Raw genomic sequence first — 21,149 nt, 5'->3', positions numbered from 1 at the left:
TCCCGTCTTAGTACTGGTTTTTCGTCAAAACTGCCTGTCGGGGAGCCGATTGTGACCTGAACGGGAGCCGATGGAGGCCTGTGGACGGCGCGTCGGAGGGTTGCGGCGGGTTGGCGGTACGCTCGGATGCATGTCAGCCAGCCCCGAATCCGAGCCCGCACGCAGCTACAGCTACCTCGGACCGAGCGGCACGTTCACCGAGGCCGCGCTCGCTCAGGTGGTCGAAGCGCAGGGGCAGATCCGGCGTCCGGTGAACAACGTCGGCGAGGCGCTCGCCGACGTCCTCGAGGGTCGGAGCACGGCCGCGGTCATCGCGATCGAGAACTCGATCGAGGGCGGCGTGTCCGTCGCGCAGGACGCCCTCGCGACGATGCCGGGGGTGCGGATCATCGGCGAGTACCTCGTGCCCGTGAACTTCGTCCTCGTCGCCCGACCGGGCACGCGACTGGAGGACGTGCGCGTCGTCAACGCGCATCCCGTCGCCTACGCGCAGTGCCACCTGTGGATGGACTCGCAGCTGCCGGAGCACGGCCACATCCCGGCTGCGAGCAACGTCGCCGCAGCATCGACGCTTCTCGACGGCTCCTCGACGGCCGACGCGGCGATCGCCCCGCCCGGCATCGTCGACCACTACGACCTCGAGGTGCTCGCCCGGAACATCGGCGACAACCCGAACGCCGTCACTCGCTTCGTCCTCGTGAGCAAGTCGCTCGACCTCCCGGAACGGACGGGCGCCGACAAGACGAGCCTCATCGTCGAATTGCCCAACGATGACGCCGGTTCGCTCCTCGGCCTCCTCGAGCAGTTCTCGACACGGGGCGTGAACCTCAGCCTCATCGAGTCGCGTCCCATCGGCGACGCCCTCGGCCGCTACCGCTTCGTGATCGATGCGGAAGGGCACATCCACGACGAGCGGGTCGCCGACGCGCTCCTCGGTCTGCGGCGTTTCAGCCCCAACGTGATCTTCCTCGGGTCGTACCCGCGCGCGGATCGCACCGCCGTCACGTACCACTCGCGGTACAACGACGAGGTCTTCATCGAAGCACGGGAGTGGTTGCGCGGGCTGCTCGGCGGCTAGGGCTGCGGGGCCGCGGGGCCTGGCCGCTCAGGCGGCCTCACGCGACGGAGACGCCGTGACCGCGCAGGCGGCGGTGCTCGGTGGCGAGGAAGGCGAGCAGGCGCTCATTCGTGCCGCGGACGTGGGCCGCGGAGAGCGACGCCGCGCGATCCGCGTCGCGAGCCTGGAAGGCGTCGAGGAGTTCCCGATGCTCGCGCCACGCCTGCTCGCGGGATTCGGCGGTGCGGACCTCCAGCCATCGTGTGCGGGCGAGGCGCGTCATCGAGCTGCGGACGGCGTCGACGAAGAACGGGTTGCCGCAGAGCGAGGCGAGTTCCACGTGGAACTCGTCTCCGGCACGGATGCCGGTCTCCTCGTCGGGTGACGGGCGGGCGGCGTCGAGGAGTGCTGCGAGGGCTGCGAGGTCGGCGTCCGATGCGCGCTCGACGGCGAGACGGACGGCCTGCGATTCGACGGCCTCGCGGAACTCCGCGATCGCTCCGATCTCGACGGGATCGATGGGGGCGACGACCCAGCCGCGTCCGTCCCGCTGCACGAGTCCTTCCGCTTCGAGCCGCATGAGCGCCGCTCGGACGGGTGTTCGTGATCCGGCGAAGCGCTCTTCGAGGCCGCGTTCCGTGAGTCGTTCGCCCGGGAGGAGTTCGAGGGTGAGGACTGCCGCGCGGAATCGCTCGTAGAGGTGGGTGGTCTGCGACGGTGCCGACATCGTGCGGTGGTCTCCGTGTTCAGGATTCAGTGAGCGTCGAGTGCACGGTTCGCTCCAGGTCGAGGTATCCCTGAAAACGGAGGATCGACGAGGGTGTGCGGGTGCAGGGAGAGTCTACGTCGAGCGGTGCACCGTTTTGGTATACCAAAATGGTGTACCGTGATCGAATCACTGGTGAGCGCCACTGAATCGCGACGAGGAGCACGCATGAGCACGGAGACGGCGGCCGTCACGACGACGCCCATCGCACCACCCACGAGTGGACGTGCCTGGACGATGCTCGCGCTCGGCGTCGGCGCTCAGGCCGCCGGCACCGTCTTCATCAACACGCCCGCCTTCCTCATCCCGTTCCTGCACACCGAGCGAGGCCTCACCCTCGCCGAAGCGGGCCTGCTGGCCTCGGCGCCGACGCTCGGCATGGTGTTCGCGCTCATCGCGTGGGGTGCGCTCGCCGACCGCATCGGCGAGCGGTGGGTCATCGCGGCGAGCCTCTCCCTGACGGCCATCGCGACGGTCGCGGCGATCGTCGCCCTCGACGCGGTCACGATCGGTGAGGCGGCTCAGGCGCGGGCCGGAGGGGCCGGGGCCGGCGAGGGAGCCTCCAGCCTCGGCGACTACTGGCTCGTCGGTGTGCTGCTCCTGCTCGGCGGGATGGCATCGGCCGGCACTAACTCGGCCAGCGGGAAGATCGTGGTCGGCTGGTTCGCGAAGGAACGTCGCGGCCTCGCGATGGGCATCCGCCAGATGGCCGTGCCGTTGGGGGCGACGATCGCCGCCGTGACCGTGCCGACGATCGCCGCAGCCGGGGCCGGCGACGCCGTGAAGGACTCGATCCTGTGGTCCGGGGCGGGCGCGGCGCTCGCCGTGCCGCTCGTCATCAACGCCGTGTTCGCGATCGTGTGCGCCGTCGCCATCCGGAATCCGCCGATGCCGGCGCGCACGGTGCGCGTCGCAGGGGCCGGTGCGCAGGTGGCAGGCACGGGCACGAGCACAGACGCCCCGCCTCCCGTCGACCACAACCCGTACCGGGGCTCCTCGTTCCTCTGGCGCATCCACGCCGTGTCGATCCTGCTCGTCGTGCCCCAGTTCACCCTCTCGACGTTCGCCCTCGTCTGGCTCGTCGCGGGCCTGGGATGGGAGCCGCTCGCCGCCGGTGTGCTCGTCGGCGCGGCGCAGTTCGTCGGTGCGATCGGCCGCATCCTCGTCGGCGTCCTGAGCGACCGCGTCGGCAGCCGGGTGCGCCCGCTCCGCTGGGTGGCCTTGTCCGGCACCGCGGTGATGCTCCTCCTCGCGCTCGCCGGATTCCTCGACCGGGACGCGTTCGTGGCCGTCATGATCGTGGTCGCGACGACGGTCGCGGTCGCGGACAACGGGCTCGCCTTCACCTCGGTCGCGGAAGCGTCCGGTCCGCGATGGTCCGGCCGCGCGCTGGGCGTCCAGAACACGGGGCAGTACATCGCCGCATCGATCGTCGGTCCGGCGGTCGGCGCGCTCATCGGACTCGTCGGGTACCCGCTCGCGTTCGCTGTGATCGCGCTGTGTCCGATCATCGCCGTACCCATCGTCCCGCGCGCCGACGTCGAACGCGAAACGGCCTGATCCATCCCGAATTCGTCCCGCGGCAGGCATCGCGGAACCCCCGAAAATAACCCAACAAGTGATGGATGTTCCGGGCCAGTCGTGTTGACGGCGCGCCCGCCAGGGTGACAGTCTGACGGAGGCCGCACGACGGCCCAGGAACCTCCCACCAGCATCGGTGACGACCTCTCGTCCGCGACCACCCGTCGTCGCGGGGTGTCGATCCGCGCTGTTCGACGAGAAAGCACCACGTGACCGGTACCACCACGCTCCAAGACCCGATCCGCTCCATCTACGAGACCGCGCTCCGCCGCAACTCGGGAGAACCCGAGTTCCACCAGGCACTTCACGAAGTCCTCGAATCGATCTCGCCCGTCCTGCGGGAACACCCCGAATACGTCGACGCCGGCATCCTCGAACGCCTCGTCGAACCCGAACGCCAGGTCATCTTCCGGGTCCCGTGGACCGACGACCAGAACCGCGTGCACGTCAACCGCGGCTTCCGCGTCCAGTTCAACTCGGCCCTCGGCCCGTACAAGGGCGGCCTGCGCTTCCACCCGAGCGTGAACCTGTCGATCATCAAGTTCCTCGGCTTCGAGCAGATCTTCAAGAACGCGCTCACCGCCCAGGGCATCGGCGGCGGCAAGGGCGGCAGCGACTTCGATCCGCACGGCCGGTCCGACGCCGAGGTCATGCGCTTCTGCCAGAGCTTCATGAACGAGCTCTACCGCCACCTCGGCGAGCACACCGACGTCCCCGCGGGTGACATCGGCGTCGGCGCACGCGAGGTCGGCTTCCTCTTCGGCCAGTACCGCAAGATCACCAACCGCCACGAGTCCGGCATGTTCACGGGCAAGGGCGTCGGCTGGGGCGGAGCAGAGGTCCGCACCGAGGCGACGGGCTACGGCGCCGTCTTCTTCGTCGACGAGATGCTCAACGTCACCGGCCGTTCGGTCGAGGGGCGCACGGCCATCGTCTCCGGCTCCGGCAACGTCGCGACCTACGCGATCGAGAAGGTCCACCAGCTCGGCGGCAAGGCGATCACGGCGTCCGACTCGTCCGGCTACATCGTCGACGAGAACGGCATCGACCTCGACCTCCTCAAGCAGATCAAGGAGGTCGAGCGCGCACGCATCTCCGTGTACGCCGACCGCAAGGCCGGTGCGCACTTCGTCGCCGGCGGTCGAGTCTGGGACGTGCCCGGGCAGATCGCCCTCCCGAGCGCCACGCAGAACGAGCTCGAGGAGCGCGACGCGATCACGCTCGTGAAGAACGGTGTCGAAGCGGTCGCAGAGGGCGCCAACATGCCCTCGACCCCGGAGGCCGTCCGCGTCTTCCAGGAGGCCGGTGTGCTCTTCGGTCCAGGCAAGGCGGCCAACGCCGGCGGTGTCGCGACGTCCGCGCTCGAGATGAGCCAGAACGCGTCGCGCCAGCGGTGGTCGTTCGACGACAGCGAAGCGCGCCTGCGCTCGATCATGAGCGGCGTGCACAACGCGGCGTTCACCGCGGCCGAGCGCTACGGCGCCCCTGGCGACTACGTGGTGGGCGCGAACGCGGCCGCCTTCGTGAAGGTCGCGGACGCGATGCTCGCCCAGGGCGTCATCTAGCGGGAGCGTCTGCTTCACCACCCTCCAGTGCATCGCGCTGGCGCGAGCGCGGGTCCGACAGGGCCCGCGCTCGCGGCGTCGGGGCGCGCCCGCGCGAGCGCATCGCGGTGGGGGAGGAGAGGCTCGGCGCGTCCGGCGCGTCCGGCGTGCTCGGCGTGACGCGGTGTGACGCGGCGCAGGGCGCGACAGGATGGGGCGATCATCCGATGCGCGAGGATTGGGGCATGGAGAACGAGCACGTGCAGGACGTCGTCGTGGTGGGCGCCGGGATCGTCGGAGCCGCAACGGCGCGCACCCTCGCGGAGGCGGGACGCGACGTCCTCCTCCTCGAACGGTTCGAGCGGGGCCACGACCGCGGCTCGTCCCACGGCGCGACCCGTATCTTCCGCCAGGGGTACACCGATGACCACCACGTGCGGCTCACGACGCGGGCGCTCGCCGCATGGCACGCGCTGGAAGCCGCATCGGGCCGGTCCCTGCTCACCCTGAACGGCGCGGTCGACCACGGCGACCCGGAGATGATCACGGCGATCGTCGACGCCTTCGACCGCAACGGCATCGCCTACGAACGACTCGCGGTCGCCGAGGCGGAAGCCCGCTGGCCCGGATTTCGGTTCGACCGCGAGGTCCTGCACCACGCGAGCGCGGGCCGCATCGCATCGGCCGAAGCGATCGAAGCGCTCCTCGATCTCGCCGAAGCGGCGGGCGCGGCGTTGCGGTTCGGCGTCCGCGTTTCAGACGTGCGCCTCGACGGCGGCACCGTCGTCATCGGCACTCCTGACGGTGACGTCACGGCCCGATCGCTCGTCGTCGCGGCCGGGTCCTGGGTGCCGGAGCTCCTCGGTGGTCTCCTGGCCGATGCGGGGGAGCCGCTCCCCGAGATCGTGGTCACGCAGGAGCAGCCGGCGCACTTCCCGATCGTCGGCGGTCGCCCCGAATCCGATGCGGCGTGGCCGAGCTTCGTCCACTACCGCAGCGGCAGCGGGGTCGGTTCAGGCGGGACGCCGGGCGTCTACGGCCTGCTGACGCCGGGGGAGGGCGTCAAGGTCGGCCTGCACGGGACGGGCCCACGCGTCGACCCCGACGAACGGGACTTCACCGCGGAACCCGAGCGCCTCGCCGACCTCGTCAGGTACGTGGACGAATGGATCCCCGGTGTCGATGCAGCTGCGCCCACGCCCATCAGCTGCGTGTACGACACGAGCCCGGATGAGGAGTTCGTGATCGGGCACCACGGCCCCATCGTCTACGCGACCGGCTTCTCCGGCCACGGCTTCAAGTTCGGGCCGGTGCTCGGCGAGCTGCTGGCCGAGCACGTCCTCCCGCGAGGCTGAGGGCTCAGACCCGCGGACGCGCGAGCGCATCGCGCTGACCAGGAACGGTTCAGGCGTCTGCTGGCAGCTTGACGTGCAGGCCGCCCTCGTGGGCGTCGAAATGCGCCGCGATCGCGACGCCGAAGCCGTCGCCGTCGAGCTCGATGTCGTGCGGCTCCTCGACCCGCATCGACACCCGCTCGCTCCGCAGATAGGTGACCGTGTTGCCGCCGCCACGCGCATCGTTCGCCTTGATGAGCCGACGCCCCACGCTCGAGCGGCGCAGGACCCGGTTCTCCCAGCTGACCTTCCGCCACACGAGCAGCCACCCGAGCGCGCCCTTCGGCTGCAGGACGGCGATGTCGAGGATCCCGTCGTCGATCGCCGCATCCGGCATCAGCTCGATGCCGCCCTGCAGGGTCCCGCAGTTGCCGACGAGGATCGAGCTGACGCGAATCGAATGCTCCCGGTGCCCCTGCAGGCGGTAGTGGAGACGGAACGGCTCCGACTTGATGATGGACCGCAGTCCGGACTCGACGTAGGCGAGCCAGCCGACGGTCTTCTTGAGTTCCGGGTTCGTGCTGGAGATCATCATCGCGTCGATGCCCATGCCCGCCATGACGACGAAGCACTGCTCCTCCTCGGAGCCGTCCTCGCGCACGATCGTGACCACGCCGATGTCGACGGGTTTCGTGTCGCCCTCGAACGCGACCCGGATGGACGCGGCCTGGTCGGCGAGGGGCAGCTTGAGGTTGCGGGCGAGGAGGTTGCCGGTGCCGGACGGGATGAGCGCGAGGGGGACGGAGGTGCCGCGCAAGCCCTGAGCGACGGCGCGGACGGTTCCGTCGCCACCCGCCGCGAGCACAACGGCGGCGCCGTCGTCGATGGCCTGTTTCGCCTGCCCGATGCCCGGGTCGTCGACACTCGTCTCGTAGAAGCGGGGAGGCGCCCATCCGGCGTCCTGAGCTGCGGTCTCGACCGCGCTGCGCAACTTCGTGGCGTCCACCTTGACCGGATTGAACACGAGGGCGGCATGCTGGGGCTGCGTCATGGGGTCCACGGTACGGCAGCCGGGACCTGTTCACATGCGGGATCGCTAGACTCGACGGGTGATTGATCCCGTACTCCTCCGTGAAGAACCAGACCTGATCCGGCAGTCTCAGGCGGCCCGGGGTTCGTCCGTCGAACTCGTCGACCAGGCCCTCGAAGCCGATGCCGCACGTCGCGCAGCCATCACCGCGTTCGAAGAGCTGCGCGCCGAGCAGAACGCATTCGGCAAGCAGGTGGCCAAAGCTCCCAAGGAGGAGAAGGCCGCGCTCGTCGCCCAGGTGCAGGAGCTCGCCGGCCAGGTGAAGGCCGCCCAGGCCCAGGCCGGTGAGGCCGAAGCCCGGTTCACGGAGCTCGCCGGAGCCATTCAGAACCCCGTGATCGACGGCGTGCCCGCCGGTGGCGAGAACGACTTCGTGGTCCTCCGCGAGGTCGGCGAACGCCCCACCTTCGACTTCACCCCGCGCGACCACCTCGAACTCGGCGAGCTCAACGGCGGCATCGACATGGCCCGCGGCACCAAGGTGAGCGGCTCGCGCTTCTACTTCCTCCGGGGCATCGGTGCGCGCCTCGAACTCGCGCTCATGAACTACGCGCTCGACAAGGCGCTCGCCGAAGGCTTCATCCCGCTCATCACGCCGACGCTCGTCCGTCCGGAGATCATGGCCGGCACGGGCTTCCTCGGCCAGCACGACGACGAGGTGTACCGTATCGAGGGCGAAGACCTCTACCTCACGGGCACGAGCGAGGTCGCGCTCGCCGGCTACCACTCCGACGAGATCCTCGACCTGGAGGGCGGCCCGCTCCGCTACGCGGGCTGGTCCACCTGCTACCGCAAGGAAGCCGGCTCGTACGGGCGCGACACCCGCGGCATCATCCGGGTCCACCAGTTCAACAAGCTCGAGATGTTCGTCTACATCAAGCCGGAGGACGCGGAAGCGGAGCACCTGCGCCTGCTGTCCTACCAGGAGACGATGCTGCAGTCGCTCGGCCTCAGCTACCGCGTCATCGACACGGCCGCCGGCGACCTCGGATCGAGCGCAGCACGCAAGTACGACGTCGAGGCCTGGGTGCCGACGCAGGACGCGTACCGCGAGCTCACGAGCACGTCGAACTGCACCACCTACCAGGCGCGCCGCCTCGACACGCGATTCCGCACGGACTCGGGCAAGACGGCACCTGTCGCCACGCTCAACGGCACCCTCGCCACCACGCGCTGGCTCGTCGCCATCCTCGAGACACACCAGCAGGCGGACGGCAGCGTGATCATCCCCGAGGTCCTCCGCCCGTACCTCGGCGGCCTCGCGGTGGCCGAGCCGATCCGATGAACGATCAGCAACTCGCGTCCGTCGTGGACGGTTCCGATCCTGCCACCCGTCTGCTCGTCGCGCTCGACGTCGACGGCACGGTCCTCCACGAGGACGGCACGCTGAGCGATGCGGTCGTCGAGGAGATCCGTCGGGTCGAGTCCCTCGGGCACATCGTCACGCTCGCGACGGGCCGCAGCTGGGAGACCACCCGCCCCGTGCTCGAAGAGCTCGGACTCACCCCCGAGTACGTCGTGTGCGCGAACGGAGCGCTCGTCCTCAAACGGAACGAAGCGGAGGAGGGCGGCTACGAGCGCTTCTTCACCGAGGTCTTCGACCCGACCGAGGTGCTCAGCACCATCCGCAGCCACCTCGCCGAGGGCAGCTACATGGTCGAGTACCCCGACGGCTTCCGCCGCTACACGGCCGGGATGACCGACTGGAACCTCGAGATGGCGGAAGAGGTGCCGTTCGAGGACCTCATCACGAGCCCGGTCACGCGGGTCGTCGTCGTGTCCCCGAGTCACGATGAGGCCGACTTCCTGCGCATCGTGGAGCAGATGGGCCTGCAGCAGGTCAGCTACGCGATCGGCTGGACCGCATGGCTCGACATCGCTCCCAAGGGCGTCAACAAGGCGACCGCGCTCGAGCACGTCCGCGTCTGGTTGGGCATGGAACGCTCGCAGATGATCGCGGTCGGCGACGGCCGGAACGACATCGACATGCTCCTCTGGGCGGGATCGGAAGGACGCGGCGTGGCCATGGGCCAGGCGCCTGCAGAAGTCCTCTCGATCGCCTCCGAAGTGACCGGCGCGGTTACGGAAGACGGCCTCTCCCAGCTTCTCAGGAGCATTTCTGCCTAGTATCGTCTGAATTACCTGCGCCGAACCTCCCGTGCGCACCTCCACGCACGTCGCCCCCTGAGGACGTTCGACACAGGAAGCGAGTCTGATGCCACGCAACGCCGACGCGTCCCGATCGCGCGCCGCCGTCCGACACGGTCGTCAGCGGAAGTCCAGCCCCTTCGTCACCATCGGCACGTTCGTCGCTGCGACCGCGGCCGTCATCGGCGTGAGTTTCGCATCGGTCCTCGGTGTCGCGGCGCTCGACATCGCCCAGAACGTCAAGCCGACGGTGCACCTCGCGAACGAGACCCCCGGCGCTCCGCCGCCCAACATCGGCGCGATCGAGGGCGGCGTGAACCTGCTCCTCGTCGGCAGCGATTCCGGCGACGGCAACGCCGCATACGGCGAACGCGACGAGAACCTCAACGACGTCACGATCCTCATGCACATCTCCGCGGACCACTCGTCCGCCACCGTGGTGAGCTTCCCCCGCGACATGTACGTGCACATCGCCGACTGCGCGAACGGCGGCGACGGACGCGACAAGATGAACACCGCGCTCATGTACGGCGGCAAGGACGGCGGCCTCGCGTGCGCCGTCTCCACGGTCGAGGGCATCACGGGCCTCTCGATCCCCTTCGCCGCGCAGATCGGCTTCGACGGTGTCATCTCCATGTCGAATGCGGTCGGCGGCGTCCCCGTCTGCATCACCGAACCGCTGACCGACGCCTGGAGCGGCATCCAGCTCGACGTCGGCACCCACGACCTCTCCGGCGGCGCCGCACTCGGCTTCCTCCGCTCGCGCCACGGCGTTGGCGACGGCAGCGACCTCAGCCGCATCAGCAACCAGCAGATCTTCCTCTCCTCGCTCGTCCGCACGCTGAAGAGCAGCGAGACGCTCTCCGACCCGGTGAAGCTGTACTCGATCGCCCGCGCGGCGCTCAAGAACGTCACGCTGTCGAGCAACCTCGCGAACCTCGACGTCATGGTGTCGATCGCCTCCGCGCTCAAGGACATCCCGCTCGAGCGCGTCGCCTTCGTGCAGACACCGACGGTGAGTTCCGGTGACGGCGTCGTCGCGTCCGACGACGCGGACACGCTGTGGACGGCGTTGCAGAACGACCAGGCGGTCAACGTCACGGCGGCCGGCAAGTACGTGGTGACGGATCCGAACGCTTCGGCGACGGATCCCGCGACCGATCCTGCCGCGGATCCCGCTGCTCCGTCGGACGCCCCGGTGGACCCGGCCGCGCCTCCCGCCACGGCAGGCGGCACCGTCGACCTGCCGTCGACGATCACGGGCCAGAACGCGGCGCAGAACACCTGCACGGCCGGTCGCCCCGAAGAGAACCAGTAGTCGCCTGCGCGGCCAGTTCCGGTCGCTGTGCCTGTCGAAGTGCCCCGGTCGCTGAGCTGAACTCCGGTCACTGAGCCTGTCGAAGTGCGCGCACAACTCCTTCGCTGAGCCGAACTCCGGTCACTGAGCCTGTCGAAGTGCGCACAACTCCTTCGATTCGCGCACCGGCGAACTCCCGATCGCCGGAATTCCGCGGATCTCAAACGAGCCGGACCTCGGATTGAAGGAGTTACGGTGATGCCGAGCTGACCCTTCGACAGGCTCAGGGACCGGATCGACAGGCTCAGGGGCTGCATCGACAGGCACCCGATCCAGCTTGCATCCAGGGAACCTCCAGAAAGTGGTGGCAGGCTTCCTCGGTTGCCATCCGATACAATCGATCGTTGTTCGATTGCGTGCCGGTGTCCCGATACCGGGCGTTGAAAGCATCGGGAGGGCTGTCCGAGCGGCCGATGGAGCCAGTCTTGAAAACTGGTGGGCAGAAATGTCTCGTGGGTTCGAATCCCACGCCCTCCGCATCGAGTTCACCCGGGTGAACAGAATGAAAGGTTGTCGATGAGCGAGAACGAGCGCTCGAAACAGCAGCACAAGATCAGCACGATCGCCCGTCATGGACGGTTGAAGCGGACGAGACCTTGGCTGACTGCGCTCAAGATCGCTGCATCGACACTCGCCGTCGTCCTTGTCAGCGGCGGGACCGTCGGCGCCATCGCGCTGTGGGATGTCGCTGCGAGCGTCAAGCCCGGCGTCGCCCTCGTCGACGCGACTCCCGGTCAACCGCTCCCCGCCATCGGTGCGTACCCCGGCGGCGTCAACCTCCTCATCGTCGGCAGCGATTCGCGCGTCGGCCAGGACCCGATCTTCGGCGACGAGACCGAGGAGACCGGCAATCTCAATGACGTCACGATGCTCCTCCACATCTCCGAGGACCACTCGTCGGCCACGGTCGTCAGCTTCCCGCGCGACATGTTCGTGCCCATCCCGTCCTGCCCGGATCCCGAGGGCGGCTCGTTCGACTCGATGTCGCGGCAGAAGATCAACACCTCCCTCTCCTACGGCGGCCTCGCGTGCACGGCCCTCACTGTGTCGAAGCTGACCGGGCTCGAGATCCCCTTCGCAGCCGAAGTGCAGTTCAGCGGTGTGATGGCGATGTCGACGGCGCTCGGCGGTGTCACGGTGTGCGTCGCGGATCCCATCGAAGACGAGTACACGGGCACGTTCCTCTCGGCCGGTGAGCACTCGCTCGAGGGCTTCGAGGCCCTGCAGTTCCTCCGCACCCGCCACGGCGTCGGCGACGGCAGCGACCTCAGTCGCATCAGCAACCAGCAGGTGTTCCTGTCGGCGATGATGCAGAAGGTCAAGAGCGCGGAGACGCTCACGAACCCCGGAACGGTCTACTCGCTCGCCAAGGCTGCTGCGAAGAACATGCAGCTCTCCGACAGCCTCACGAGCCTCGACACGATCGCTGCGATCGCGTTGACGCTCAAGGACGTCGACCTGTCCCGCATCGCGTTCGTGCAGTATCCGAACGCCGCGGTCGAGGGCGGCGTCGAACCCATCCCGAGTGCCGCGAACGCCCTGTTCGACGCGCTCAAGGCCGACCAGGCGATCCAGCTGTCCGGCGTGACCGGCACGGGAGCCGTGACCGATCCGAACGCGACCGTCGCGCCTCCCACTGACCCGGGTGAGGGCACCGCTCCCGATGCGGGAGCCGCCACTCAGCCGCCCGCGGACGCCTCGGGCGCTGCGCCGGCAGTCGTCCTCCCATCGACCGTCACGGGCCAGACCGCCGACCAGCGCACGTGCTCGAAGGGCCGCACGCTCGACGACCAGTAGGTTCGCGCTTCGCCGGATTCATAGCGGGAGCCGTGCGATTCGTCCCCTGCGGCTTTCTCCGGTTATGATGGTCCACGTGCGTCCGCCTGCGGACGCTTGGAGACGTCGCATAGTTCGGCCTAGTGCACCACCCTGCTAAGGTGGAGTCCTCGCAAGGGGACCGCGGGTTCAAATCCCGCCGTCTCCGCACTGGATCTTCTCCGAAACCCCCTGTTCAGCAGGGGGTTTCGTCGTTTCCGGGATGTAGCCCTGCTGCTTGGGAAGTCCTGTCGCGGGTCGCGGAGCGATCAGCTCGCGGGGGCGGCACCGGCAACGTCGGTGGCGGCGGAGCCGGACTGTGCCGTGGGATCGAGGTCGGCCTCGATCGCAGCGGCGAGCACGCTGAGGCCCTCCGCGGTGGGATGGACGTCGTCGGACTGCATGAGGTCCGGGCGGTCCGCGAGCGGCTGCCCGATGTCTACCCAACGTGCATCGACGGCCTGCGCGGCGGACTGCATCGCCCCGTTGATCGGATCGAGCTCATCTGACGGGGCCGTGTCGCCCCAGAATGCGCTCAGGGCGATGATCTGCGTGTTGGGCAGGGCGGCGCGGAGGGACGTCATCGTGTCCATCGTCGCAGTCGCGAGGGCGTCGGCGTCCTGGTCGAGATCGTTCGTGCTCGCCGAGATGATGACGATGTCCGGGTCCAGCCCGGCCGCCCGCTGGACCTGCGCCTCGAACGTCGTGCCGTCATCGCCCGGCTGCAGGAAGCCCGTGCCGTCGCTCGACAGGTTCGTGATCGACCAGCCATTGTCCGCCGCGACGAGGATCGGCCACGCCTGATCCGCATCGGTCCCGTGGCCGTCCATGATCGAATCGCCGATCGCGACGACGGTCGGCTCCGCTGCGGTTGTCGTGGAGCTGGCGCCGACCGGGGCCGACGAGGAGGCAGTGCCGGTGGTTGTGCCGGCGCCGGCGGAAGCGCTCGGCGAGGCGCTCGTGGAGGCGACTGCTGACGAGGCCGCGTCGGCGATGCTGGAGGCGTTCGCGCCGACGACGGCGAGGGTGCCCACGAGAACAAGAGCCGCGCCGATCCCGAGCACCGTCCTGGGCTGTCCGATCCGCTTCACCATGCCGCCTCCCTCCGTCTTCCTCAACGCTACGCGCGTCGGACATCGGATCGGGTCGTGAGCCCTGACAGTTCCATATGCGCGCCCTATGGACTCGACATGTGCGCGCATCGGTCAGTTCTCGGGCTCATCCCGCGTCGTTCCGTTTGTCGGAATCCTCCACCGCGGAGCCGATGTGACGCGCCGCGACGACACGTTCCTGAAAAGGGTGGCAGGATCAGCAGAATCACCGAGTGGTCGTATAGGGTACTCATGTGGTATACCAGGAACGATCCGAGCAGCAGGGGGACGACGTGGACCGTGTCGAGGCCAACGCAACACCCGCATCACCGATCCGTGCCGACTACCCGGAACCGTTGTGGATCCAAGCAGTCAACCTGATCAAAGCGGAGATCGAGTCGGGCGCGCTCGCGACCGGCATGCGCCTCCCGCCGGAACGCGACCTGTGCCAGCAGCTCGGCATCAGTCGGGTCACCCTCCGCAAAGCACTCCTCCACCTCGTCGACGAAGGGGTGCTCAGTCCCTCCCACGGGCGCGGTTGGTATGTCGCTGCCGCTGGCCCCGCCAAGGAGTGGCCGAACAGTCTCGAATCGTTCTCCGAGACCGCCAAGCGGATGGGCCTCGTCACGAGTTCCGTCGTGTTGAAGGCCGAGAGCGGCTTCGCGACGCTCGATGAAGGCGAAGCCCTCGCGGTCGCCCCGGGCACGCCCGTGTTCCGCCTCGATCGCATCCGCATGCTCGACAACGTCCCCATCGCCCTCGACAGCTCCGTCGTACCGCTGTCGATGCTCCCGGACCTCACCGACGTCGACTTCGCGACCGACTCGCTCTACGAGCAGCTCGACGCGGCCGGTTTCTCGCCGGAACGCGCGGACAGCACGATCGAAGCGCGCGAGGCCGACGACACGACGGCCGCGCACCTGAGCCTCGAACCGGGCAAGCCGCTGCTCGTCATGCAACAGGTGGCGCATGGAACCGATGGTCGTGCCGTCGCCCTGTCGACGATCCGCTACGTCGGCGAGCGGTACCGCCTGCGGACGCTCTTCGCGCGGAGCTCCCGCTAGCCCCATCGCTTCGCCGTCCGGTTCCGCTGTCCCGCCGTCCCGTCCGGTTCCGCTGTCCCGCCGTCCCGTCCGTCCCGCCGTCCCGCCGTCCCGCCGTCCCGCCGTCCCGCCGTCCCGCCGTCCCGCCCGTTCCGCCGTCTCCTCCTCGGTCCCTGATTGAGCACAATTCCGGAACTCTTGGACCGGAAAGCGATTGATCAGCGTCGGCATGCCCATTCCGTCCTCATGCGCCCCAGGAGTTCCGGAATTCAGGAACATTTGCACAATTCAGGAAGATTTGGACCGACGCGCCGCCCGGGAGTCCTGAATTCTGAAAATGGTCCTGAATTGTGCAAACGGGTCCCGGGGGGGGCGGGGAGAAGCGTGGGAGAGGCGGCGGTCAGGATGCCGGGGCGAGGGTGGCCGTGAGGGTGTGACCGAAGTCGATCGTGATGGACTTCGACGCATCGATGCCATCCGGCTTCGGGATCTCATACGTGTGCGGTGCGAAATCCGCTGTGCAAACCTCGCCACCGGTCGCCTTGAGCGGCATCGACAGCTTCGTGGCACTCACGACCTCGACCTTCGTCGGAGCGGCAGGACAGCTCGAACTGCCGAACGTGGTGAGCGCGATGGACGTGCCATCGGTCGTCCAGACGGCGACCGGGGTGTTCGCCGAAGGATCATTCGACGACTCGTTCGGAGCGTTCGTCGGAACGCCAGCGTAGTCGCTCGAGAACGGGGCACCGGAGCACCCCGCGAGCAGCAGCGCACCCGTCAGGGCGGCGGCGGCGATGCCGAAGGTGCGGAGAGAAGAGCGTCGACCGTGCATGAGGGCTCCCGGATGTCGAAGGTGGGCGACACTCATCTTGCCAGGGGATACCGGACAGTTGCTGGCACTTCGACAGGCTCAGTGACCGGTGGGATGGCTCGGCGGTGAGGGGGACGCCTCGACAGGCTCAGCGACCGGGCTCTGCAGCTCGTTGCATCACCACAACTCCTTCAATTCGAGGCACGGCTCGACGGGGATCCCCGGGATTCCGGCGATCGGTCGACCGACGATGCGCGAATTGAAGGAGTTATGAGCGAACCAGGGGCACCTCGACAGGCTCAGTGAGCGGGGCGCTTCGACAGGGGCAGTGACCGGAGTGCGTTGACAGGGGCAGTGACCGGAGTGCTTTGACAGGGGCAGTGGCCGAGAGGGAAAGGCCCGGCGGACGACGAGGCCGACCGCCGGGCAGGCAGTCACGTGGTGGGCTGCGGAGCCGGAACCTTCGTGTCGTCATTCTCGAACACGAACTCCTCGATGTCCACACCGAGCAGACCGGAGACCCGCTCGACGAGCACCTGCAGGACGAGCGCCTCGAGGATGCTCCGCTGATGCACGGACCCCGCGGGCAGCGTGATGACAGCGATCGAACCGTTCTCGACACCGCCGCCGAGACCGGAGCCGCCGCCGAGACCGGAGCCGCCGCCGAGACCGGAGCCGCCGCCGAGACCGGAGCCACCGCCGAGACCGGAGCCACCGCCGAAACCGGCGCCGCCGACAGAACCGAGACCCGACCCGAGACCAGACCCGAGCCCGAGCTCAGCGGCATCGGCCTCGGTCGTGACGAGGACGACGGGATGACCCGAGGCGCTGAGCATCCGTCCCACCTGCAGCTCCCGCGCACCGCCGAACAGGACGTGCACACCCGCCCCGGCCGACTCCATCGCGCCGTGGAGGTACTGCCGGGTGCTCATCGCACTGCTGGGGATCCGAGCGACCTCCCGGAACAGGAGCGCACCGGCCTCGGCGGAACCGGCCGAGGCGCCACCACCGACGAAGTCGCTGCTCGGTGCTCCGACGAAGAGCGCCGCCGCGTGCTCGACCTCCAGCATCAGGCGCTCATCGAACGCCCGGAAGACGTCCGGGAACGCTGCCCAACCGGGATCGATCGATCCGCCGTCCCACGCTTCCGCGATCATCGCGAGCGCGACGACGGTCGCCGTGTACCCGATCGTCGACGCGTAGCTGTCCGGGATGTCGCCGAGGTCGATGCGGAGGTCGACGAGCTCCGCGAGCGGCGACGCGCTGTTGTTCACGACCGCCAGACGCAGCGCAGGCGCAACCGAATCGAGGGCGGCGATCGTCTCCGTACTCCGCCCGCTCTGCGAGATCCCGATGATGGGGTGCTCGCTGAGGGGGAGGGGGAGCGGGGTGTCGCCCGCGCCCAATCGCCACGCATCGATGCCGCGAGCGCGCAGCTCCCAGACGGCGGCGCTCGTGGCGGCGAGACTCGCCCCGACACCGAGGAACACGGGGCCAGGACCCGTCAGGGCGCCGTTTCCCTGTGCTCGTTCCACCTGCGCGCGAAGTCGCACGATCGCGTCACCGAGGGCGTCCGCCTGAGCCGCGCGCGCGGCGGCCCAACTGATGTAACCGTCCACTGGTCGTCTTTCTCTCTGGCAGCCGGGATCAACCGTGCTGGTGGTGGTCGTGCGGGCCCTCGGGCACGTCGGATTCGGTGCCGACGGCGGGTGCCGGGGACCCGTGGTCGTGCCCGCCGCGCCCGTCATGCGGGCCATCGTGCCCGCCGTGGTCGTGCCCGCCGTGGTCGTGTCCTCCATGGCCCGCGTGTCCTTCGTGACCCTCGTGCCCGCCGGCCGGAACGGCGCAGTGGTCGTTCGCGGGGATGTCGAGTGCCGGGTTCCGGTCGAAGAAGCCGTGCGGTTTGAAGACGAATCCGGTCGTGTCGACGGGCATGACGGGCCAGTCCTCCGGGCGCGGGAAGTGCGTGAGGCCGAAGGTGTGCCAGAGGACGATGTCCTGGCCGTCGATGTCGCGGTCCGCCGCGATCCACTCGGGGATGCCGGCGCCGCCCGGGTGCAGGTTCACGAAGTCGCCGGCCGGGTACTGCTCGGACGGTTCGTACTGCGTGACCCACAGGTGCTTCGACGTGAACGTCGCGCGGGCGTGGATGTCCGACTCCTCGTCGGCGAGCAGAACCGGCTGACCCTCGGGGAAGAGCACCCAGCCGGTGGGCAGGCCGAGACGGTTCGTGGCCTCGGTGCTGCCGACGAACCACACGCGGTTCTTCCGGTTGTCGGCCAGGCGCTGCGCTTCGGACTCCGTGCGGAGACGGGTGACGCGCTGTGTGAAGCCGGTTCCGGACGGGTTCTCGGAACCGCGGGGGACGAGGACGGCTTCGAGCTCATCGACGGCGTTCGGGAGGCCGTCGATCATCGTGTCGAGGCGGGCGCTGAAGAGGTGCTGGTGGTGCGGGGCGCCGAGGCCGGGAGCGAGCTCGGTGGCGAAGGGGTATCCCTTGCCCGGGTATGAGGACGTGAAGACGACGCCCGTGGCCTTGACCTCGAACTCGATCGTGCCGTCGAGACCGAAGTACCAGTAGAAGCCGTAGTCGTAGTTGCCGACCGTCACGAAGAAGCTGACGACGAGGCGACGGTTGCGGCGGGAGTCGCTCGATCCGTTCCAGTTGTCGAAGTGCTTCCAGAGGATCCCGGCGTCCTCCTCGTGGATGCAGATCGCCTGGGGGATGACGTGCGTGTGGCCGTCGTTGCCGCCGATGACCGCATCGAGGTAGGTGATGTCGCCCACGCAGTCGCACCCGAGTTCGAGGGAGTTCGCGAAGCCGCCGAGGAGGTATTCGCCGCAGTCGAAGAAGTTCTGGAACCAGCGCTGCGGCGCCGGGTCTCCGTAGGGGACGACCATCTCGGCGATCGACGCGCGGTAGAGGACGGGGCGCTGCGCCTCGCCGTCGGCGATCGAGATGTTGTGGAAGACGAGGCCTTCGCGCTGGTCGAAGCCGACCTGCATGCGCCAGCCGGCCCAGTCGAGGACGCCGTGCTCGTCGATCGTGAAGCTGGGACCCTGAGGCTGGGTGATCTCGATGGGCGTGAGGCCGGTCCGGTCGGGTCCTCGCCAGGATGCCAGGTGGAAGTTGCCGTCCTCCTGGGGGACGGGGAGGTCTGCGTAGTCGACGACGTCGATCACTTCGCCGCTCACGACGTCGACCATGACGGTCACTCCGTCGACCGGGTGCGCCCAACCGAGATCGTCGGGGGTGCGCTGCACGAAGGTGAAGCAGCGCTGGATGCGACGGCCCTGCTCGCTCTCGTCGAGCACGCCGGCGGAGAGCGGGTTGACGCGCAGGGTGGAGACGTCGGTGAGGCCGCGCTTGGCCATGGCGGCGAGCCAGCGCTCGTCCTTGTGGACGACCTCCTCGACGAGGCTGAATTCGCGGAGGACGACGGGGACCGCGCCGTCGACCACCGGGTCGAGTTCGTTGACGGAGACGACGGCGTTGCTGGCAGGGTCGGTCACGACGTCGTGGGACGCGCCGGTGGAGAGGTCGAGGAGGAAGCTCCGCACGTGACGTGGGGCCGTGCCGTCGGCGAGGAGGACGCGCTTGTCCGGCTCGAGGAGGCCGACGTACGCGAAGTGCGTGTCATCGCTCACCAGTCCCGCCGTGTCGAGGATGCGACGGTTCGCGTCGATCTCCTCGCTCGTCAGGGTCGCGAGGACCGCGCTCGAACCACCGTCGACGAATTCCTGCACTCCCATGTCTTCCTCCGAATCATCGATCGCGTCGGTGCGATCAGCCGCACATGATCATCCACATGTAAACCAATAGGTACCACAACATACCAATACGCGTCCACCATTCTGTGGGGACCGGCGGAGCGACGTCGGCACCGGCTCCTCGCCTGGTCGGCAGCCGAATCACCGGAATCACGCTCCGGTACGCGGCCCAGTCGGCCGGGAAAACGGAATACGCAGTCCGATGAGACCACGTCATACCTATTGCGAGAAGTTCACCGAAAGCACGCCGATTCATTCCGAGCTTGTTTCGATCTGGTAAATACCTCTTGTTACCGCATAGAGACCTCGTTATGCTGACCACCACGTCGGCCCCGGTCGACTCACGACACGCTGGCTCCCCTGGCCGGCACGCGTCACCTCATGTTCACCATCACGGAGAGAAGAACACTCGATGCGCTCGAAAATCGCGCCGTTCGCCGTCCTCACCGTTGCAGCCATCGGACTCGGTCTCGCCGGGTGTTCGGCTGACAGCGGCGGCGGCAACGGAGACTCAGTCAAGATCGTCGTCGGCACGTGGCGTACCGAAGACGCCGCCATGTGGGAGAGCGACATCATCCCCGAATTCCAGAAGACCCACCCCGGTATCGAGGTCGAATACGCGCCCGTCGACACCAACGACTACAACGCGACCATCCAGTCGCAGATCGACAGCGGCACCGGCCCGGACGTCATCATGTGTCGCCCCTTCGACGTCAACCGCTCCTGGATCGAGAAGGGCTACTTCGACTCGCTCGATGGCATCGACGCCATCTCGTCGTTCGACCAGACCGCGCTCGCCGCATGGGAGGGCGATGACGGCAAGCCGTACTGCGTCCCCACCGCATCGGTCCTCGCCGGTTTCTACTACAACAAGAAGATCTTCTCCGACCTGGGGCTCAAGGTCCCGACGACCCAGGCCGAATTCCTGTCCACGCTCGACGCCATCAACGCCGATGGCAAGGTCGCGCCGCTCGCCCTCGGAACCGCCGACGGGTGGCAGCTCGCGTACAACATGCTGTACCAGATCGGCCCCAACTTCTGGAAGGGCGAGGAGGGGCGCCTCGGCCTGATCGACGGCACGCAGAAGCTCACGGACCCCGCGTTCGTGGAGGGCTTCACGGCGTTCGACGCGTTCAAGCAATACCTGCCGAAGGGCTACGAGTCCATCTCCTACGAGGACATGATGCAGCTCTTCACCCTCGGCAAGGCGGCGATCATCCCCGACGGATCATGGCAGATCAGCCAGGTCACCTCGACGGGACTCGACGTCGGCGTCTTCGGCGCACCGCCCGCGGTCGCCGGCGGCCAGCGCTACCAGCAGGAGATGGCAGACATGGCCTTCGGCCTGAACGCCAAGGGCAAGCAGAAGGAGGCGGCGACCGAGTTCCTCAACTGGCTCGGCACCCCCGAGTTCCAGCAGCTCTACGTGAACAAACTGCCCGGCTTCTTCTCGATGGGCAAAGAGCCGGTCACGTACGACGACCCGCTGGCCCAGGAGTTCGCGGGTCTCAAGGAGGGTGCCGAGCTCACCTCACGCCTCGCCCTCGACCGCCTGAGCGCCGGCCAGCCGCCGCTCGACGATGAGATCTGGCGCGTCGCGTAACTCATGTACAACTCGGGCCTCTCGCCCGAGGACGCCACGGCCGAGCTCCAGAAGGGGCTCGACTCCTGGTACAAGCCGGCCGCGAAATAGCCGGAGCGATGCGGTGGGCCGCCCTCATCGGGCGGCCCACCGGATCCG

Annotated in this window: 16 protein-coding genes and 2 tRNA genes; 12 read left to right on the top strand and 6 right to left on the bottom strand. The window is 68.3% G+C overall.

The genetic code is table 11. From position 1 onward, the window contains the following. Positions 1 to 130 precede the first annotated feature (130 nt). Positions 131 to 1,078: a prephenate dehydratase gene (gene pheA / locus ACQ3HB_RS01190; protein WP_430916976.1), complete on the top strand. Its 948-nt coding sequence runs from the start codon at positions 131 to 133 to the stop codon at positions 1,076 to 1,078. Positions 1,079 to 1,115: 37 nt separating this feature from the next. Here pheA and ACQ3HB_RS01185 read toward each other — a convergent pair whose 3' ends face one another. Continuing rightward, entirely contained in the window at positions 1,116 to 1,784 is a 669-nt protein-coding gene (locus ACQ3HB_RS01185; protein WP_430916975.1) for a GntR family transcriptional regulator, read from the bottom strand. A 207-nt stretch (positions 1,785 to 1,991) separates the two neighbouring features. On the opposite strand from ACQ3HB_RS01185, the gene ACQ3HB_RS01180 reads away from it, so the two are divergent. From ACQ3HB_RS01180 to ACQ3HB_RS01170, 3 genes are all read left to right on the top strand, one after another. After that, positions 1,992 to 3,383 carry an MFS transporter gene (locus ACQ3HB_RS01180; protein ID WP_430916973.1) on the top strand — a complete coding sequence of 464 codons (1,392 nt, stop codon included), beginning with the start codon at positions 1,992 to 1,994 and terminating at the stop codon, positions 3,381 to 3,383. A 230-nt stretch (positions 3,384 to 3,613) separates the two neighbouring features. Continuing rightward, a complete protein-coding gene (gene gdhA, locus ACQ3HB_RS01175; RefSeq protein ID WP_430916972.1) occupies positions 3,614 to 4,969 on the top strand; it encodes an NADP-specific glutamate dehydrogenase in 1,356 nt (451 codons plus the stop codon). Between the two features lie 224 nt (positions 4,970 to 5,193). Beyond that, on the top strand, positions 5,194 to 6,303 hold the full coding sequence (locus ACQ3HB_RS01170; RefSeq protein WP_430916971.1) for an FAD-dependent oxidoreductase: 1,110 nt from the start codon (positions 5,194 to 5,196) through the stop codon (positions 6,301 to 6,303). Between the two features lie 49 nt (positions 6,304 to 6,352). Here ACQ3HB_RS01170 and ACQ3HB_RS01165 read toward each other — a convergent pair whose 3' ends face one another. Further along, positions 6,353 to 7,333, bottom strand: a complete 981-nt coding sequence (locus ACQ3HB_RS01165) for a diacylglycerol/lipid kinase family protein (protein WP_430916970.1) — start codon at positions 7,331 to 7,333, stop codon at positions 6,353 to 6,355. 58 nt (positions 7,334 to 7,391) lie between these two features. Between ACQ3HB_RS01165 and serS the strand changes: the two genes are divergently transcribed. From serS to ACQ3HB_RS01135, 6 genes are all read left to right on the top strand, one after another. Further along, the gene (gene serS, locus ACQ3HB_RS01160; protein ID WP_430916968.1) at positions 7,392 to 8,657 is read left to right on the top strand and encodes a serine--tRNA ligase; all 1,266 of its coding nucleotides are present in this window, start codon (positions 7,392 to 7,394) and stop codon (positions 8,655 to 8,657) included. Beyond that, positions 8,654 to 9,499, top strand: coding sequence for an HAD family hydrolase (locus ACQ3HB_RS01155; protein ID WP_430916967.1), 846 nt, complete (start codon positions 8,654 to 8,656; stop codon positions 9,497 to 9,499). The genes serS and ACQ3HB_RS01155 overlap by 4 nt, the downstream gene beginning before the upstream one ends. Before the next feature lie 88 nt (positions 9,500 to 9,587). After that, positions 9,588 to 10,838: an LCP family protein gene (locus tag ACQ3HB_RS01150; RefSeq protein ID WP_430916965.1), complete on the top strand. Its 1,251-nt coding sequence runs from the start codon at positions 9,588 to 9,590 to the stop codon at positions 10,836 to 10,838. Positions 10,839 to 11,269: 431 nt separating this feature from the next. After that, positions 11,270 to 11,354: transfer RNA gene (locus ACQ3HB_RS01145), tRNA-Ser, on the top strand. A 39-nt stretch (positions 11,355 to 11,393) separates the two neighbouring features. Beyond that, positions 11,394 to 12,674, top strand: a complete 1,281-nt coding sequence (locus ACQ3HB_RS01140) for an LCP family protein (protein ID WP_430916963.1) — start codon at positions 11,394 to 11,396, stop codon at positions 12,672 to 12,674. Positions 12,675 to 12,772: 98 nt separating this feature from the next. Then, a tRNA-Ser gene (locus tag ACQ3HB_RS01135) sits at positions 12,773 to 12,861 on the top strand. A 100-nt stretch (positions 12,862 to 12,961) separates the two neighbouring features. Here the strand turns inward: ACQ3HB_RS01135 and ACQ3HB_RS01130 are convergent. Beyond that, positions 12,962 to 13,786, bottom strand: coding sequence for an SGNH/GDSL hydrolase family protein (locus tag ACQ3HB_RS01130; RefSeq protein ID WP_430916961.1), 825 nt, complete (start codon positions 13,784 to 13,786; stop codon positions 12,962 to 12,964). Positions 13,787 to 14,037: 251 nt separating this feature from the next. Here ACQ3HB_RS01130 and ACQ3HB_RS01125 point away from each other — a divergent pair, with 251 nt between their 5' ends. Continuing rightward, positions 14,038 to 14,847: a GntR family transcriptional regulator gene (locus ACQ3HB_RS01125; RefSeq protein ID WP_430916960.1), complete on the top strand. Its 810-nt coding sequence runs from the start codon at positions 14,038 to 14,040 to the stop codon at positions 14,845 to 14,847. A 379-nt stretch (positions 14,848 to 15,226) separates the two neighbouring features. On the opposite strand, the gene ACQ3HB_RS01120 is transcribed toward ACQ3HB_RS01125, so the two are convergent. The 3 genes from ACQ3HB_RS01120 to ACQ3HB_RS01110 all read right to left on the bottom strand — a co-directional run bounded on the left by ACQ3HB_RS01120 (position 15,227) and on the right by ACQ3HB_RS01110 (position 19,390). After that, entirely contained in the window at positions 15,227 to 15,658 is a 432-nt protein-coding gene (locus ACQ3HB_RS01120) for a hypothetical protein (protein ID WP_430916958.1), read from the bottom strand. Between the two features lie 413 nt (positions 15,659 to 16,071). Further along, positions 16,072 to 17,256, bottom strand: coding sequence for an SIS domain-containing protein (locus ACQ3HB_RS01115; protein WP_430916956.1), 1,185 nt, complete (start codon positions 17,254 to 17,256; stop codon positions 16,072 to 16,074). Positions 17,257 to 17,284: 28 nt separating this feature from the next. Next, positions 17,285 to 19,390, bottom strand: coding sequence for a primary-amine oxidase (locus tag ACQ3HB_RS01110; RefSeq protein WP_430916954.1), 2,106 nt, complete (start codon positions 19,388 to 19,390; stop codon positions 17,285 to 17,287). A 430-nt stretch (positions 19,391 to 19,820) separates the two neighbouring features. Between ACQ3HB_RS01110 and ACQ3HB_RS01105 the strand changes: the two genes are divergently transcribed. Further along, positions 19,821 to 21,011, top strand: a complete 1,191-nt coding sequence (locus ACQ3HB_RS01105; RefSeq protein ID WP_430916952.1) for an ABC transporter substrate-binding protein — start codon at positions 19,821 to 19,823, stop codon at positions 21,009 to 21,011. The last annotated feature ends 138 nt before the right edge of the window (positions 21,012 to 21,149 follow it).

The organism is Plantibacter lichenum, assembly GCF_050587525.1.
Lineage (GTDB): Bacteria > Actinomycetota > Actinomycetes > Actinomycetales > Microbacteriaceae > Plantibacter.
This window is presented reverse-complemented; position numbering and strand designations above follow the sequence as displayed.

Coding starts and splice junctions, on each gene's coding strand:
- pheA (WP_430916976.1), top strand. CDS start 131: ATGTCAGCCAGCCCCGAATCCGAGCCCGCACGCAGCTACAGCTACCTC.
- ACQ3HB_RS01185 (WP_430916975.1), bottom strand. CDS start 1,784: ATGTCGGCACCGTCGCAGACCACCCACCTCTACGAGCGATTCCGCGCG.
- ACQ3HB_RS01180 (WP_430916973.1), top strand. CDS start 1,992: ATGAGCACGGAGACGGCGGCCGTCACGACGACGCCCATCGCACCACCC.
- ACQ3HB_RS01170 (WP_430916971.1), top strand. CDS start 5,194: ATGGAGAACGAGCACGTGCAGGACGTCGTCGTGGTGGGCGCCGGGATC.
- ACQ3HB_RS01165 (WP_430916970.1), bottom strand. CDS start 7,333: ATGACGCAGCCCCAGCATGCCGCCCTCGTGTTCAATCCGGTCAAGGTG.
- ACQ3HB_RS01155 (WP_430916967.1), top strand. CDS start 8,654: ATGAACGATCAGCAACTCGCGTCCGTCGTGGACGGTTCCGATCCTGCC.
- ACQ3HB_RS01150 (WP_430916965.1), top strand. CDS start 9,588: ATGCCACGCAACGCCGACGCGTCCCGATCGCGCGCCGCCGTCCGACAC.
- ACQ3HB_RS01140 (WP_430916963.1), top strand. CDS start 11,394: ATGAGCGAGAACGAGCGCTCGAAACAGCAGCACAAGATCAGCACGATC.
- ACQ3HB_RS01130 (WP_430916961.1), bottom strand. CDS start 13,786: ATGGTGAAGCGGATCGGACAGCCCAGGACGGTGCTCGGGATCGGCGCG.
- ACQ3HB_RS01120 (WP_430916958.1), bottom strand. CDS start 15,658: ATGCACGGTCGACGCTCTTCTCTCCGCACCTTCGGCATCGCCGCCGCC.
- ACQ3HB_RS01110 (WP_430916954.1), bottom strand. CDS start 19,390: ATGGGAGTGCAGGAATTCGTCGACGGTGGTTCGAGCGCGGTCCTCGCG.
- ACQ3HB_RS01105 (WP_430916952.1), top strand. CDS start 19,821: ATGCGCTCGAAAATCGCGCCGTTCGCCGTCCTCACCGTTGCAGCCATC.